Raw genomic sequence first — 15,192 nt, 5'->3', positions numbered from 1 at the left:
AGACACGATGGATATTCTTTCGATCCTCGCCGAGTCCACTCGATCGGCGCTCGGTCCGATCGCGGCGATCTACGCGCTCGCCGCCGTCGGCCTCAACTTCCACTTCGGCTACACGGGGCTGCTCAACTTCGGCCAGGTCGGTTTCATGCTGGTGGGTGCTTACGGTGTGGGCATCAGCGTGGCGGTGTTCGACCTGCCGCTGCTGGCCGGTTTCGCGGTGGGCCTGCTGTGCGCGCTCGTGCTGGCGCTGCTGTTGGGTGTTCCGACGCTGCGGTTGCGGGCGGACTACCTGGCGATCACGACGATCGCGGCGGCGGAGGTGTTGCGCCTGGTGTACCGGGCGGGTTTCGCCGAGCCGCTGACGGGCGGTGTGTACGGCCTGCAGAACCTGTCGTCGGGTTTTCGCGCGCTCAACCCGTTCGACGGGGGCACGCGTTACGGCGTGGGTGCGTTGGCCTACAACGGCAACCACATGTGGGTGCTGGTGGTGACGTGGGGCCTGGTGCTCCTGATGGTGGGTCTGACCTGGATGCTGATGCACAGCCCGTGGGGGCGTGTGATCAAGGGCGTCCGGGAGGACGAGGACGCGGTCCGCAGCCTGGGCAAGAACGTGTTCGGGTACAAGATGCAGGCGCTGGTGCTGGGTGGTCTGATCGGCGCGATGGCGGGTTGCATGCTCGCGGTGTACCAGGCCTCGATCCAGCCGGACCAGTTCAAGCCGCAGGTGACGTTCTTCCTGTGGGTGATCCTGCTGCTGGGTGGTGCGGGGCGTGTGTTCGGTCCGGTTCTGGGCGCGATGGCGTTCTGGTTCCTGATGACCTTCACCGACGGTCTGCTCAAGGGGTTCGGTTCCATGGGCTGGCTGCCGTTCCTGTCGGGTCCGGACTACGGCGCGATCCAGTTGGCCTTCGTGGGCCTGTTGCTGGTGGTGCTGATCGTCTTCCGGCCGCAGGGCATCATCGGCGACCGCAAGGAGATGCTGATCAATGTCAAGTGATGAGACGAACGTCGGTGTGGACCGTATGGCCGACGCGGAGCCGGTCCCGGGGTCGGCCAAGCCCGACCCGATCCTGGTGGCGGACGGTGTGCGTCGTTCCTTCGGCGGTCTGACCGCTGTGGACGTGGGGCACCTGGAGGTGCAGCGCGGCACGATCACGGCGCTGATCGGTCCCAACGGTGCGGGTAAGTCCACGCTGTTCAACCTGTTGACCGGTTTCGACCGTGTGGACGGGGGCCGGTGGACGTTCCAGGGCGGGGCGGTCAACGGCAAGAGCGGTCACCGGGTGGCGCGGGCCGGGATGGTGCGGACCTTCCAGCTGACCAAGGCGCTGACCCGGATGACGGTGCTCGACAACATGCTGTTGGGTGCTCCGGGGCAGTTCGGCGAGCGGATGGCCGGTGCGTTCCTGCGTCCGGTGTGGCAGCGGCAGGAGCGGGAGAACACGCGGCGCGCCATGGAGCTGTTGGAGCGTTTCAAGCTGGTCGACAAGCGTGAGGACATGGCGGGTTCGCTGTCCGGTGGGCAGCGCAAGCTGCTGGAGATGGCGCGTTCGCTGATGACCGATCCGGCGATGATCATGCTGGACGAGCCGATGGCGGGTGTGAACCCGGCACTGGTGCAGTCCCTGCTGGGTCACATCACGTCGTTGCGCGACGAGGGCAAGACGGTGCTCTTCGTCGAGCACGACATGGACGTGATCATGGGGATCAGCGACTGGATCGTGGTGCTCGCGCAGGGGCGGGTGATCGCGGAGGGGCGTCCCTCCGACATCCGGTCCAACCAGCAGGTGATCGACGCCTACCTGGGTGCCCAGGAGGAGACGGCCGAGGTCGGGGGGAGTGACGATGACTGAGAACGTGAACCCGCGGCCGGGGCCTGGGGAGGTTCCGGCGGAGGCCGAGGAGGTCGCGGAGGTCCAGGAGCACCGTGAGGAGGTCCTGGAGCACGCCGGCGCCGAGGAGGCGGAGGTGGGTGGTCCGCAGGACTACCTGCTGTTGGCCAAGGACCTGGTGGCCGGGTACGTGCCGGGGGTGAACGTCCTCAACGGGTGCACTCTGACCCTGACCGAGGGCGAGGTCGTGGCGATCATCGGCCCCAACGGCGCGGGTAAGTCCACGTTGATCAAGGCGGTCTTCGGGCTGATTCCGATCCGTGAGGGCGGTCTGACCCTGCGGGGGTCGAGTATCGCGGGTCTGCCCGCGCACAGTCTGGTGGAGCGCGGTGTGGGCTACGTCCCGCAGACGCGGAACGTGTTCCCCTCGCTGACCATCGAGGAGAACCTCCAGATGGGGGCGTTCCTGCGGCCGCGTGCCTTCGCCGAGCGGTTCCGGGTGGTGGCGGGGCTGTTCCCGCTGCTGGCGGACCGGCGCAAGGCCAAGGCGGGGTCTCTGTCGGGCGGTGAGCGCCAGATGGTGGCCATGGGGCGTGCGTTGATGATGGATCCGTCGGTGCTGTTGTTGGACGAGCCGACGGCGGGTCTGTCGCCGATCTACCAGGAGGAGGTCTTCCAGCGGGTCAAGGAGGTCAACCAGACGGGTGTGTCGGTGGTCATGGTGGAGCAGAACGCCCGCCGCTGCCTGCAGATCTGTGACCGCGGCTATGTGCTGGACCAGGGCCGCAACGCCTACACGGGTTCGGGCGCGGACCTGTTGGAGGATCCCAACGTGATCGAGTTGTACCTGGGGACGCTCGCCAAGGGCTGATCCGGGCGGGTGCGGGGCGCGGGGCCGTGTTCGGTTCCGCGCCCCGTCCGTGGTGCCGGTGGTGCCGGTGGCCGTCTCCTGTGCGGTCCGTGTACGGGTGCCGGGGGAGATGGCGTATCGGGACCGGACAAATTACCCTGGTGGAGCGAGCACGTCCGTGCTTGGCCGGGGTCCGTCCACACCGTGGGACCGGGCGGCAGGGAGAACACGGCTGCGGCACGGCGACGCCGGTGGCGGCCGTGCAGGAATGTCGGGCCGGTACCGGGTGTTGGGATCCGTTGAAGGGGACGGGACCCGCCGCGGCGGGCCGGTCCCAGACGCGACCGAGGGGTCGTCAGGCTAGCCGCAACCCCTTTCAGAGGAGCTTTACAACATGACGGTTCAGAGCGAGACCACCGAGGGGATCATCCTCACCGACGAGGCGTCTGCCAAGGTCAGGGCGCTCCTGGAGCAGGAGGGGCGGGACGACCTGCGCCTTCGCGTGGCCGTTCAGCCCGGTGGTTGCTCGGGGCTGCGTTACCAGCTCTACTTCGACGAGCGCGACCTGGACGGCGACGTCGTCACCGACTTCGGTGGTGTGGAGGTCGTCACCGACCGGATGAGCTCCCCCTACCTGATCGGGGCCCAGATCGACTTCGTCGACACGATCGAGAAGCAGGGGTTCACCATCGACAACCCCAACGCCACCGGTTCCTGCGCCTGCGGTGACTCCTTCAACTAGGCGTGCCGGGGGACGGTGATCTGTCCGTCCCGGCTCGGCCGGGACGGTGGTGTCCGGGGGAGGGCGGCTGGTCCGTCCTCCCCCTCCTCGTGTCCGGGGGTGTTCGCGGTCGGCCCGGCCGGGCGGGCAGGCGATGCCCCGGCGGTACTGGATACTCTGGTGCAGTCCGGGCCGGGCGTGTCCCGGCCACATGCCATCGCCCCGTCCGGTCCCAGACCGACACCTCCCACCAAGGAGCCTTCGTCCCGTGCGTATCGCGGTTGCCGGATCCATTGCCACCGACCACCTGATGTCCTTCGAGGGTCGGTTCGCCGAGCAGATCATCCCCGAGCAGATCCAGCAGTTGTCGCTGTCCTTCCTGATCGATGAGCTGGACGTTCGCCGCGGTGGCGTGGCGGCCAACATCTGTTTCGGTATGGGCCGGTTCGGCCTCGACCCGGTGCTGGTGGGTGCGGCCGGGGCGGACTTCGAGGACTACCGCGCCTGGTTGGACCGCCACGGGGTGGACACCTCGGCGGTCTACATCTCCGAGTTGCGCCACACGGCCCGGTTCATCTGCACCACGGACCGGGACCAGAACCAGATCGCGTCCTTCTACGCCGGTGCCATGGCCGAGGCCCGCAACATCGAGCTGCGGCCGATCGCCGACCGTGTGGGCGGGTTGGACCTGGTGCTGATCGGCGCGGACGACCCCGCGGCGATGGTGCGCCACAGCGAGGAGTGCCGTACGCGGGGCATCGCCTTCGCCGCGGACCCCTCCCAGCAGTTGGCCCGGATGGAGGGGCCGAAGGTGCGCACCCTGGTCGAGGGCGCCCTGTTCCTGTTCGCGAACGAGTACGAGAAGGCCCTGGCGGAGCAGAAGACCGGCTGGTCCGACGCCGAGGTGCTGTCCCGGGTCGGTACCCGTGTCACCACGCTGGGGGCCAAGGGCGCCCGTATCGACCGCCGGGGTGAGCCGAGTGTGCACGTGCCCGCCGCCGTGGTCGGTGAGCTGGTCGATCCCACGGGTGTGGGCGACGCCTTCCGCGCGGGTTTCCTGGCGGCCCACTCCTGGGGTCTGTCCCTGGAGCGTGCGGCCCAGGTCGGCAACGCGACCGCGGTGCACTGCCTGGAGGCCGACGGCCCGCAGGAGTACACGCTGACCACGGCTTCCCTGCTGGATCGTCTGGAGAGGTCCTACGGGGCGGAGGCCGCCGCCGAGGTCGAGCCCTTCGTGTAGGAAGGGCCGCGCCCGGGTTCCACGGGTCCGGTGAGGGGGCGCGGGCGGCCCCGTGGCCGGGCCTGCCGCGCGTTCGCTGGTCGTGGTGGTGTCCGCGAGCCCGTAGAGTAGTGAGTCGCGACCCGCACGACCCGGTCCGTGGACCGGGCCGCGCCCCGAACGGCCGCCTCCCCCAGGGGACGGACGGCCCGCACGGGGAGCCCCGTGCCCTCCGGTGCGCTGAAACGCGTGCCGGTGACCCAGCCCAAGCCGTCCGCGCCGGGTCGCCGCGACGGTGGGGAACCCGCCCCGCTTTCCGCGCGCTCCGGCGCGCTGTGGCGGGCTCGGGCGTGTTCAGCGCCTCCCAGATCTAGGCCAGCCTTACCTGGGATTCCCCTGATACATCCTGAAAGGACATTGCATGCGCTACACCGGACCGAAGGTGCGGTTGTCCCGGCGCGCCGGCACCCCGCTGACCCGTAAGGCGGTCAGCTACTTCGAGAAGCGTCCCTACCCGCCCGGTGAGCACGGCCGCCGTGTCCGTCGCAACAGCAGCGACTTCGCCGTCCGCCAGGCGGAGAAGCAGAAGGTGCGCTGGTACTACGACCTGACCGAGAAGCAGCTGCTGCGGATCTACGAGAACGCCAAGAAGCGTTCGGGCCGTACCGGTGAGGAGATGCTCGCCGAGCTGGAGCTGCGCCTGGCCACGGTCGTGCTGCGCTCCGGTCTGGCCGCGTCGGTCTACGCCGCGCGCCAGTTCGTCAACCACGGTCACATCACCGTGGACGGCAAGAAGGTCGACATCCCGTCGTACCAGGTCAAGCCGGGTCAGATCGTCAGTGTTCGGGAGAAGTCCCGCAACATGGTGCCGTTCGTCGAGGCCGCCGAGGGCATCCACGCCGACGACAAGATCGCCGGTTTCCTCGCGGTGAGCCACAAGGACCTGCGTGTGGCGGTCACCGACCGTCCCAAGCGTGAGCAGATCCCGGTGCCCTTCGACGAGCAGCTCGTCGTGGAGTTCTACGCCCGCTAGCCGCTTGGGCGGGCAAGCTCCCGCGTGTGTCCTGAGGGGTGCTCGGGGGAGGTGGGAAGGCCGTGCGGATCCGTCCGCACGGCCTTCTTCGTGTCCGGGGGCGCGTCCTGGTGTCCGGGGACGCCCTCTGATGGTGGGATCCGCCACGTCCCGAATTCGGCGCGTCTTGAATTGTTATCGCACCGGAACCGGAACTGTTTCGGCTCCGTTCGGCGGGGTTCGGGGCCCTTCCGGCGTCAGTACATGCGGCGGATGTGAAAAGCGCTACCCCGGCCCAGGGGCCGTTCCGTGACGAACTCGTGCATCTTCATCCGGCACCAGGCCGGGATGTCGGCGTGTGCGGCCGGGTCGTCCGCGGTGACCGCGATGACCGCGCCGATGGGCACTTCGTGCAGCCGGGCGGCCAGCATGATGATGGGGATGGGGCACTTGCGGCCCACCGCCTCCACGGTGACCGACGGCGTCTGCGACGGGTACTCGGGCACGTGGTGCACCCTCCGTGTGTCGTTGTCCTGATCGTGACCATCCTGACCCGGTCGGGCCCGTAAGGCGAACCCGGTTAAGGGTGTCGTAAACCCAGCGATACGCTCGCCTTGGTCTCTCCTCGTGGAGCGCCCGCGCCGCCCTTCGGGGCGGTGGGGACACGGTCGACGGCGAGAGGGCCCGGGGGGACGCCGGGCCGCGCTCCGTAGCCAGCCGGGAGGTCATCCTCCGCGGGCGAACGGGCCCGGCTCCACGTACCACCGCGCGCTCCGTGCGGGGGCGTCCTGGCAACACGCTGACCAGGCAAGCCCCTGGGCGGGGCGCCGTGCGGTTCGCGATAATGTTTCCCCCTGAAAAGCTTTGGATACTTAGGCCGCCCGTGGAGGATCCACGGGCTACACCGCTGGGAAGGCAATCCGTGAGTCCGACCCGCCAAGAGAATCGGCGCTTCAACCTGCGCCGATGGGCACCACGCGGCGCCGCGCTCGCCGTGCTGGGGCTGGCCGCGACCGGCTGCGCGTCGAACGATCTCACTCGTTTGGGCATGCCGGAACCGATCACCGACCAGGCCGAGCGTGTCATCTCGCTCTGGCAGGGCTCCTGGGTGGCGGCTTTCGCGGTCGGCATTCTCGTGTGGGGGCTGATCGCATGGTCGGTCATCTTCCACCGCAAGCGTTCTGAGCAGTTGCCGCCCCAGGTGCGGTACAACATGCCCATCGAAGCGCTCTACACCGTCCTGCCGATCGTCATCATCTCGGTGCTGTTCTTCTTCACCGCGCGCGATCAGGCGATCCTGCTCGACACCGACGAGCCGGCGGACGTCAACATCCAAGTCGTGGCCTTCCAATGGGCCTGGCAGTTCAACTACCTCGACGAGAAGCAGGAGAACGGCGGGGAGGTGCTCTTCTCCCAGACGGGTGTTCCCAACCCCGACGGCACCGCCGACCCCTCGACCCAGACGACCCTGGTCCTCCCCGAGGGCGCGACCGTCCACTTCGACCTGCACTCGACGGACGTCATCCACTCCTTCTGGGTGCCGACGTTCGGCTTCAAGATGGACGTCATCCCCGGCCGTGACAACGCCTTCCAGGTGGACCTCGAGGAGGGCACCGAGGGCGAGTACATCGGTCGTTGCGCCGAGCTGTGCGGTGTCGACCACGCCCGCATGCTCTTCAACGTCGAGGTCCTTCCCCAGGACGAGTACGACGCGTGGTTCGCCGAGCAGAAGCAGGCCGCCGAGGCGGCCGCGGCCGAAGCCGCCGAGGTCGAGGAGGAGTCGGAGTCCGGAGAGGGCACGGGCGCCAACCGCCCCGGTGAAGAGGGAGCCGGGACCGGCGAAGAGGACGCGGGCTTCGTTGGGTCTGACACCGAGGAGAACGACCACTAATGAGCACCAGGGACACCTCACCCGCGGGCGGCGGCAGAACACCGTCGCGTCCGGGGTCGATGATCGTCAACTGGATGACGTCGACCGATCACAAGGTCATCGGGTACATGTACCTGATCACCGCCTTCCTCTTCTTCCTGCTCGGTGGCATCATGGCGGTGCTCATGCGCACCGAGCTGTTCCTCCCGGGCATGCAGGTCATGTCCAACGAGCAGTTCAACCAGCTGTTCACCATGCACGGCACGATCATGCTGCTGATGTTCGCGACCCCGCTGTTCGTCGGGTTCTCGAACGTGATCATGCCGTTGCAGATCGGGTCGCCCGACGTGGCGTTCCCCAGGATGAACCTGTTCAGCTACTACCTGTTCCTGTTCGGCAGCCTCATCGCCGTCAGCGGGTTCCTCACCCCCGGCGGCGCGGCCAGCTTCGGCTGGTTCGCCTACACGCCCCTCTCGGACGCGGTGCGTTCGCCGGGGCTGGGCGGTGACCTGTGGATCCTGGGTCTGGTCGTGTCCGGTCTGGGCACGATCCTGGGCGCGGTCAACTTCATCACCACCGGCCTGTGCATGCGCGCGCCGGGCATGACGATGTTCCGCATGCCGATCTTCACCTGGAACACCCTGCTCACCAGCGTTCTGGTGCTCATCGCGTTCCCGGTGCTCACCGCCGCCCTGATCGCCCTGGGCGCCGACCGCATGGTCGGCACGCACGTCTACGACCCCGAGCACGGCGGGGCGATCCTGTGGCAGCACCTGTTCTGGTTCTTCGGCCACCCCGAGGTGTACATCATCGCGCTGCCCTTCTTCGGCATCGTGACCGAGGTGCTGCCGGTGTTCAGCCGCAAGCCGATCTTCGGCTACAAGAGCCTGGTGGCGGCGACGATCGCCATCACCGGCCTGTCGGTGACGGTGTGGGCGCACCACATGTTCCCCACCGGCGCGGTGCTGCTGCCGTTCTTCTCCTTCATGAGCTTCCTCATCGCGGTGCCCACCGGCGTGAAGTTCTTCAACTGGATCGGCACGATGTGGCGGGGCCAGATCACCTTCGAGACGCCGATGCTGTTCGTCATCGGGTTCCTGGTGACCTTCCTCTTCGGCGGGCTGACCGGTGTGCTGCTGGCCTCACCGCCCATCGACTTCCACGTCACCGACTCCTACTTCGTGGTGGCCCACTTCCACTACGTGGTGTTCGGCACCGTGGTGTTCGCGATGTTCGCGGGCTTCTACTACTGGTGGCCCAAGTTCACGGGGACGATGCTCAACGAGAAGCTGGGCAAGTTCCACTTCTGGCTGCTGTTCCTGGGCTTCCACGGCACGTTCCTGGTCCAGCACTGGCTGGGAGCCATGGGCTTCCCGCGCCGCTACGCCGACTACCTGCCCGGTGACGGCTTCACCGAGCTGAACCAGATCTCCTCGGTCTCCTCGTTCGTGCTGGCCGCCTCCACGTTGATCTTCTTCTGGAACATCTACGTCACCGCGCGCAGGGCGCCGAAGGTCACCGTCGACGACCCGTGGGGCTACGGCTGCTCGCTGGAGTGGGCGACCTCCTGCCCGCCGCCGCGGCACAACTTCACGTCGCTGCCGCGGATCCGCTCCGAGCGGCCCGCCTTCGACCTCAACCACCCGCACGCCGCGGCCCCGGGCGCCGTCCCGGCGGGCGCCACGAAGGAGTAGGGGCGAATGAAGACGCAGGCCTATCTGTTCATGGGCGTCTCGACCTTCTTCGGTCTTGCCGCCGCCCTGTACGCGTACTGGTCCTGGGAGCACGCCGGTGTGATCGAGTGGACGGGTACCACCGCCCTGGTGGTCTCCATCGGCTTCGGTTGGATGATCGGCTTCTGGCTCTGGCAGGCGGCCCGCCGCAGCGAGCACTACCACGGGCTTCCGCCGGAGGAGCGGCTGGACGGTGAGATCCAGGAGAACGCCGGCGAGTACGGGTTCTTCAGCCCGCACAGCTGGTGGCCGCTGTTCGTCGCGCTGGCCGTGGCCTTCACCGCGGTGGGCGTGGCGATCGGCTGGTGGATGGTGATCATCGGCTCCTTCGCCCTCATCCTCACCGTCCTCGGCTGGGTCTTCGAGTACTACCGCAAGCAGTTCCAGCACTAGGGCGTGTGTGGTGGGTGCCGCCCGTCGCGCAGCAGGGTGAGTATCCGCCATACATGCCCTAGGGGGTGCCCTCGGCCCGCCGGCCGAGCGCCCCGGCCCCGGAGGCCGGGCGGGTCCGCGCGACCCGCCCGGCCTCCGGGGCCTTTTCGTCGTCTCGACACCGCTGTGGGCACACCGGTGCGCTGCCGGGTGAAAGGTAGGCTTTGCGCGGAACCGACCTCACCGTGGCCCCGCGGGCGCGAGCCCGCTCCGTGCGCGCCGGGGTCCCCGTCGCAACGGACGCTGGAGGTCCTTGGCGTGAAGGGACGTTTTTTCCGTCCGGCGCTGTGCCGCCTGGCGGCCGCGGCCGTCGCGGTCGCCGTCGCGGCGACCGCCTGCACCACCGCTCCGGAGCAGGAGCCCCGGGCGGCTCCCGGCCCGGAGCGGCCGACCGGGCCGAAGGTCAGCATCACCCCCGAGGAGGGCTCCGCCGCCGTGGCGCCCGACACCCCCGTGCGGGTGTCGGTGGAGGAGGGCGCCATCACCGACGTCCAGGTCGAGCAGACCACCCCGGAGGGGGACGCCGAGGGCGGTGCGGACCAGGCCGCGGCCGAGGACGGCGGGGGGAAGGGGTTCCGGTTCACCGGGACCCTGAGCGAGGACGGCACCGCCTGGGTCAGCGACTGGAACATGTTCCCGGGAGCGGCGGTCACCGTGCGCGCCACCGCCGAGGACGAGGAGGGTGAGCGCACCGAGGCCGTCGCCGAGTTCGCCACCGAGGAGGCGCCGCCGGGGCAGCGCCTCGAACTGGCCTCCAACTTCCCCAACTCCGGCGACACCGTCGGCGTGGGCATGCCCGTCATCGTCAACTTCGACCTGCCGGTGCTGAACAAGGCCCAGGTCGAGAACTCCATGGTGGTCACCTCCGAGCAGGGGGTCGAGGGCGCCTGGAACTGGGTGACCGACAAGACGGCGGTGTTCCGGCCCGAGGAGTACTGGGAGCCCCACCAGAAGATCGGTGTGGACCTGCGCCTGGCGGGGGTGGAGGCCTCCGAGGGCGTCTACGGCGTCGAGAACCACAGCCTCGACTTCGAGGTCGGCCGCGAGCTGGTCGCCACCATGCACGTGCCCGACCACGAGATGGAGGTGGAGGTCGACGGTGAGGCCGTCCGCACCATCCCCGTGAGCAACGGCGAGGCCTCCGAGCGGTTCAACACCACCACCTCGGGGACCCACCTGACCATGACGAGGTACGAGTCCCTGGTGATGGACGCGGCCACCCTCGGTATTCCCGAGGACTCACCGGACTACTACAAGCTCGACGTGGACTGGGCGGTGCGCACCTCCAACAGCGGCGAGTTCGTCCACGCCGCGCCCTGGAACGACAGGATCGGTTCGGCCGACGTCTCCAACGGCTGCACGAACATGTCGGTGGAGGACGCCCGCTGGTTCTACGAAACGGTCCTGATGGGCGACGTCCTGGAGACCACCGGGACCGACCGGCAGTTGGAGTGGGACAACGGGTGGGGTTTCTACCAGCGCTCCTGGGAGGAGTGGCTGTCCCACAGCGCCACCGGTGAGCCGCAGGTGACCGACGGGTCGGGCACCCCCGGCTCCGTGCACGGCGAGGGACTCTAGGGCCTGTCCGCCGAGTGCCCCTGGGAGCCTCCCAGAAGGGCGTCCAGGCGCTGGGCGGTGTGGTCCCAGGTCCACCTCCGTCTCACCCACTCACGGCCGCGTGCGCCCATCTGGGCGGCGCGGTCGGGGTCTTTCAGTAGCCGGATGAGGGCCCGTGCGGTCGGTCCGGGCAGCGAACCGTCCACGACCAGTCCGGTCCGGCCGTCCAGGACCGTGTCGGGGGCGCCGCCGGAGTCGCCCGCGACCACGGGCAGACCGCAGGCCGCGGCCTCCAGGTAGACCATCCCCAGGCCCTCGGCCTCCAGGCCGCCGCGCCGTGTGCGGCAGGGCATGGCGAACACGTCCCCGGCGCAGTAGTGGGAGGGCAGGTCCCGGGTGGGGACCGGCCCGGTGAAGACCACCGAGTCCATGCCCCGCGCGGCCGAGCGCAGCCGCTGCCGCTGGGGGCCGTCGCCGACGATGAGCAGGGCCGCGTCGGGTACGTCGGCCAGGATCCGTGGCCAGGCGCGGATGAGGGTGTCCTGTCCCTTGCGGGGGACGAGCCGGGACACGCACACCACCACCGGGCGGTCGCCCAGGCCGTGGCGCTCGCGGACCTCCTCGCCGCCGGATCCGGGGCGGAAGTGGTCGATGTCCACGCCGGGTGCGAGCTGGCGCATGCGCGCGGCCGCGTCCGGGGACAGCGCCCGGGCCAGGCGGCGCCGGGTGTACTCGCCCAGGTAGGTGACGGTGTCGGTGGTCTCGCCGATCCGGCGCAGTGCCTCCCGGGGGCCGGGGAGCGCCGCCCACCAGGTCTCGTGGCCGTGGCTGATGGCGACCTGCCGTTCGACGGGGGTGCGCTCGCCCAGCCCGGCGGCGAGCAGTCCCAGGGGGGCCGCGGCGCCGTAGACCACCGAGTCGCAGTCCTCCAGGTCGGCGATGGCGCGGGCCCGCGCGGCCACCCGGGGGGTGGGCAGCAGGACGCGTGCGGCGTCGCGTACCACGGGGAAGGGCTGGTGCAGGTCGAAGTGCGGGTCGGCGGCGGCGTCGGCCGGGGCGGGGGAGGAGCAGTAGACCACGACCGACCCCTCGGGGCGGCGCAGGGCGATCTCGTGGACGAAGGACTCGATGCCCCCGGCCTTGGGCGGGAAGTCGTTGGTGATGATCAGCGTTCGCGGCACGGGGGTGAGTCTAGGACGTGTGCGGCGGACGCGTCCGGCGGCGCGTCGCCGGGCGGGGTTTTCGTCGGCGGATGCGCGCGGACGGGCGGGATGCCCGGATTATGGTGATCTACATCGTCAAGGTGCGGATGCGGCAGTCGTTCCACACGGGGTGAACGGAGCGGTGCCCCGCGACGACGGGCGTCGCGGGGCACCGGAGCCTCGAACCGGTCCGCCGGTCAGGGGCGCACGGCGGTGACGAAGTTGGAGCGGTAGTAGCTGCTCAGGGTCACCGTGCCGATGGGGCGGGACGACGTGGAGGCGTGCACCATGACGTTGTCGCCCGCGTACATGCCCACGTGGTCGGGGCCGTTGCCGCCGGGGTAGAAGAACAGCAGGTCGCCGGGCTGCTTGTTCTCCCAGGAGACCCGCTGGCCCGCGTTGACCTGCTGGTAGGTGGTGCGGGGAAGGTTCACGCCCGCGGCGGCCCAGGCGGCCTGGGTCAGACCGGAGCAGTCGTAGCCGCCCGGCCCGGTGCCGCCCCACACGTAGGGTTTGCCGACCTGCGCGTAGGCGAAGTCCAGCGCGGTCTTGGCGCTGCCAGAGGCGGGACCGGTGTAGGTGGCGCCGCCTCCGCCCCCGCCTCCGCCGCCGGTCTGGCCGACGTTCTCGGTGGCCGCCGCCTGCTCCTCGGCGGTCAGCTCGGAGAGCAGTTCCTCCTGCTCCTGCATGGCGGCCTCGGCCTCCTCGGTGGCCTCCTCCGCCTTCTTCAGGGCCTCGGCGGCCTCCTCCTCGGTCTCGGACGCCTCGGCCTCCAGGGTCTCCAGGTTCTCCAGTTCCAGGACGTACTGTTCGAGGTTCTCGTCGTGCTTCTCGGACAGGTACTCCAGGTCGGCCTGGTGGGCCAGGGCGTCCTCGGGGCCGGTGGAGTCGATCAGCTGGTGGAAGGAGGTGAGGTCGATGCCGGTGTAGGTGGAGCTGGCGAGCTGGCGGGCGCCCAGGCCGAGCTCGTCCACCTTCTTCTGGGCGGTCTCGACCTCCTCCAGGATCTCCTCCAACTTCTCCTCGGCGGCCTCGTGGGTCTCCTTGGCCTCGTTGTAGGTTCCGTTGAGCTCGATGTACTCCTCTTCGAGGCTCTCGATCTCCTCGCGGACCTCCTCGGCCGTGGGTTCGGCGTGAGCCACCGCGCAGGGCAGGAGGAGGGCGGCGAAGGTGAGGGAGGAGAGGGCCGCTGTGCGGCGTCCGCGGCCGCGGCGGGATCCGGACACGTGTAGCACCTTTCTCCCCTTGTCCCAGGCCGTACGGAATCAAGGGATGCACCGGGTGGGGGCTTGGGGCCTCAGCGCGCGGTCCAGGGGCGTGGACACCGCGGACCGAGGGTGGGGAGGCCGTGGCCCCGGGGGACGTTGGGCTCGGCCCGACCCGGGCGCGGCCGTCACCGCCGGGGGGCGGTGAAAAGGAGCGACCGCGCTCGGCGACGAACACTAGTGCATGCGCGGGGACTCCCTCAACCTTTTCGTGACGTTCCACGGATTGGAGTGATGTGTCCGAAACCCTCGGACACACCCCCTCCCGACCGCGGCGGGGCCGCCACCCGGCGGGTGGCGGCCCCGTGGGCTTCGCCGTGGTGCTGCCTGCCGTCTAGGGGCGCACGGCGAACTGGAACTCGCTGCCCCAGTACGCGGCCAGGCCCACGACCTCGATGTTGCGGCCGGTGCGGGGCGCGTGCACCATCTGACCGTTACCCGCGTAGAGGCCGTTGTGGCCCAGGCCCGGGTAGAAGAACATGATGTCGCCGGGCTGTAGGGCGCTCATGTCGTAGATGCGGTGGCCCACCTCGGCCTGCGCGTAGGTGGTGCGGGGCAGGTCCACGCCGCCCGCACGCCACGCGGCCTGGGTCAGGCCGGAGCAGTCGTAGCCGTTGGGGCCGGTGCCGCCGTAGACGTAGGGCAGGCCGACCTTGGAGTAGGCGAAGTCCAGGGCCGCGCCCGCGCTGCCCGAGGCGCCGCCGGTGTAGGACTGGCCGCCGCTGCCGTCGGCGCCCTCGGAGCCGGGGTCGGCGGAGGGGAACTCGGCGAGGAGGTCCTCCTGCTCCTCGATCTTCTCCTCGACCTCCTCCTTGGCCGTCTCGGCCTCCTCGAGCTTCTCCTCCGCCTCCTCCAGGGCCTCCTCCGCCTCGTCCTTGAGGGCGAACAGGCGCTCGGAGGACTCGCCGAACTCGTCCAGCTGGGCCTTCTGGGTGTCGGACAGGTAGTTCAGGTCGGCGTTCTGCTCCAGCAGGGCCTCGGGGCCGTCGGAGGAGAGGATGTTGGCCGTGGAGTCCAGGTCACCGGTCTTGTAGGTGGCGCCGGCGAGCTGCTGCACCTTCGACCGCAGCTCCTCGTAGCGCTCCTCCTCGTCGCCGACCTGCTCCTCGATGTCCTCGTAGGTGGTCTCGGCGACCTCGTGGTCCTCCAGGGCCTGGTTGTAGTCGGCGACGGCGGTCGAGGCCTCTTCGTTGAGCTCCTCGATCTTCTGCTCGACCTCTTCCTTGGTCGGGTCCGCGTAAGCGGTGCCCGGGGCGATCAGGGTGCTGGCGACGACCGCGCTGATTCCGGTCGTTGCAGCGATTCGGCGAGCCGTACGCCGACCACCGGGGTTCGTCATGGCGGTCCACGCTCCTTGGGGTTGGGAAGTACGCACAGGGGCGCTGAGAGAACGGTCACGGGGTCCCGCGCGGGGGCGCGGGAAGGGATGAGTGCGCGGGGTTTCCGCCGGCGGACACAGGAGTGGCGTCCTATCCGATGGAGCACTCACGTTCGGGACG

General features: G+C 69.5%; 14 protein-coding genes. 10 read left to right on the top strand and 4 right to left on the bottom strand.

Annotation, left to right across the window (positions count from 1 at the left end):
• Window positions 1-7 precede the first annotated feature (7 nt).
• The 6 genes from NOSIN_RS13860 (at window position 8) to rpsD (ending at window position 5,655) form a co-directional block, all read left to right on the top strand.
• Window positions 8-997 (top strand): branched-chain amino acid ABC transporter permease, encoded by a 990-nt coding sequence (locus NOSIN_RS13860; protein WP_077691145.1) that lies wholly within the window; start codon window positions 8-10, stop codon window positions 995-997.
• Window positions 987-1,853 (top strand): ABC transporter ATP-binding protein, encoded by an 867-nt coding sequence (locus NOSIN_RS13855; protein ID WP_077691144.1) that lies wholly within the window; start codon window positions 987-989, stop codon window positions 1,851-1,853. Before NOSIN_RS13860 ends, NOSIN_RS13855 begins: the two co-directional genes overlap by 11 nt.
• Window positions 1,846-2,703 (top strand): ABC transporter ATP-binding protein, encoded by an 858-nt coding sequence (locus NOSIN_RS13850; RefSeq protein WP_077691143.1) that lies wholly within the window; start codon window positions 1,846-1,848, stop codon window positions 2,701-2,703. Before NOSIN_RS13855 ends, NOSIN_RS13850 begins: the two co-directional genes overlap by 8 nt.
• Window positions 2,704-3,076: 373 nt before the next feature.
• Window positions 3,077-3,424 (top strand): HesB/IscA family protein, encoded by a 348-nt coding sequence (locus tag NOSIN_RS13845; RefSeq protein WP_077691142.1) that lies wholly within the window; start codon window positions 3,077-3,079, stop codon window positions 3,422-3,424.
• Between the two features lie 247 nt (window positions 3,425-3,671).
• Complete coding sequence (locus tag NOSIN_RS13840) at window positions 3,672-4,643, top strand: carbohydrate kinase family protein (RefSeq protein WP_077691141.1); 972 nt, start codon at window positions 3,672-3,674, stop codon at window positions 4,641-4,643.
• A gap of 400 nt (window positions 4,644-5,043) precedes the next feature.
• Entirely contained in the window at window positions 5,044-5,655 is a 612-nt protein-coding gene (gene rpsD / locus NOSIN_RS13835; protein ID WP_077691140.1) for a 30S ribosomal protein S4, read from the top strand.
• Between the two features lie 236 nt (window positions 5,656-5,891).
• Here the strand turns inward: rpsD and NOSIN_RS13830 are convergent, their stop codons facing one another.
• On the bottom strand, window positions 5,892-6,140 hold the full coding sequence (locus NOSIN_RS13830; protein ID WP_077691139.1) for a sulfurtransferase TusA family protein: 249 nt from the start codon (window positions 6,138-6,140) through the stop codon (window positions 5,892-5,894).
• 377 nt (window positions 6,141-6,517) lie between these two features.
• Here NOSIN_RS13830 and ctaC point away from each other — a divergent pair, with 377 nt between their 5' ends.
• The 4 genes from ctaC (at window position 6,518) to NOSIN_RS13810 (ending at window position 11,247) form a co-directional block, all read left to right on the top strand.
• Window positions 6,518-7,525 (top strand): aa3-type cytochrome oxidase subunit II, encoded by a 1,008-nt coding sequence (gene ctaC / locus NOSIN_RS13825; RefSeq protein ID WP_455430048.1) that lies wholly within the window; start codon window positions 6,518-6,520, stop codon window positions 7,523-7,525.
• Complete coding sequence (gene ctaD, locus NOSIN_RS13820; RefSeq protein WP_077691137.1) at window positions 7,525-9,198, top strand: aa3-type cytochrome oxidase subunit I; 1,674 nt, start codon at window positions 7,525-7,527, stop codon at window positions 9,196-9,198. Before ctaC ends, ctaD begins: the two co-directional genes overlap by 1 nt.
• Window positions 9,199-9,204: 6 nt before the next feature.
• Entirely contained in the window at window positions 9,205-9,630 is a 426-nt protein-coding gene (locus tag NOSIN_RS13815) for a cytochrome c oxidase subunit 4 (RefSeq protein ID WP_077691136.1), read from the top strand.
• A gap of 297 nt (window positions 9,631-9,927) precedes the next feature.
• A complete protein-coding gene (locus tag NOSIN_RS13810) occupies window positions 9,928-11,247 on the top strand; it encodes a L,D-transpeptidase (protein WP_077691135.1) in 1,320 nt (439 codons plus the stop codon).
• On the opposite strand, the gene NOSIN_RS13805 is transcribed toward NOSIN_RS13810, so the two are convergent.
• From NOSIN_RS13805 to NOSIN_RS13795, 3 genes are all read right to left on the bottom strand, one after another.
• Entirely contained in the window at window positions 11,244-12,407 is a 1,164-nt protein-coding gene (locus tag NOSIN_RS13805; protein WP_077691134.1) for a glycosyltransferase family 4 protein, read from the bottom strand. The genes NOSIN_RS13810 and NOSIN_RS13805 overlap by 4 nt on opposite strands.
• Before the next feature lie 218 nt (window positions 12,408-12,625).
• Window positions 12,626-13,654 carry a C40 family peptidase gene (locus NOSIN_RS13800; protein ID WP_077691133.1) on the bottom strand — a complete coding sequence of 343 codons (1,029 nt, stop codon included), beginning with the start codon at window positions 13,652-13,654 and terminating at the stop codon, window positions 12,626-12,628.
• Between the two features lie 373 nt (window positions 13,655-14,027).
• Complete coding sequence (locus NOSIN_RS13795; protein ID WP_077691132.1) at window positions 14,028-15,032, bottom strand: C40 family peptidase; 1,005 nt, start codon at window positions 15,030-15,032, stop codon at window positions 14,028-14,030.
• Between the last annotated feature and the right edge of the window lie 160 nt (window positions 15,033-15,192).

Origin of the sequence: Nocardiopsis sinuspersici, assembly GCF_001998325.1 — a bacterium.
GTDB classification, from domain to species: Bacteria; Actinomycetota; Actinomycetes; order Streptosporangiales; family Streptosporangiaceae; genus Nocardiopsis; species Nocardiopsis sinuspersici.
Note: the sequence above shows the minus strand (reverse complement) of the source record. Positions and strands in the feature narration are given on the sequence as shown.

Excerpts from the sequence above, each read along its gene's own strand:
- rpsD (WP_077691140.1), top strand. The coding sequence starts at position 5,044 with ATGCGCTACACCGGACCGAAGGTGCGGTTGTCCCGGCGCGCCGGCACC.
- NOSIN_RS13860 (WP_077691145.1), top strand. The coding sequence starts at position 8 with ATGGATATTCTTTCGATCCTCGCCGAGTCCACTCGATCGGCGCTCGGT.
- ctaD (WP_077691137.1), top strand. The coding sequence starts at position 7,525 with ATGAGCACCAGGGACACCTCACCCGCGGGCGGCGGCAGAACACCGTCG.
- NOSIN_RS13845 (WP_077691142.1), top strand. The coding sequence starts at position 3,077 with ATGACGGTTCAGAGCGAGACCACCGAGGGGATCATCCTCACCGACGAG.
- NOSIN_RS13855 (WP_077691144.1), top strand. The coding sequence starts at position 987 with ATGTCAAGTGATGAGACGAACGTCGGTGTGGACCGTATGGCCGACGCG.
- NOSIN_RS13850 (WP_077691143.1), top strand. The coding sequence starts at position 1,846 with ATGACTGAGAACGTGAACCCGCGGCCGGGGCCTGGGGAGGTTCCGGCG.
- NOSIN_RS13815 (WP_077691136.1), top strand. The coding sequence starts at position 9,205 with ATGAAGACGCAGGCCTATCTGTTCATGGGCGTCTCGACCTTCTTCGGT.
- NOSIN_RS13795 (WP_077691132.1), bottom strand. The coding sequence starts at position 15,032 with ATGACGAACCCCGGTGGTCGGCGTACGGCTCGCCGAATCGCTGCAACG.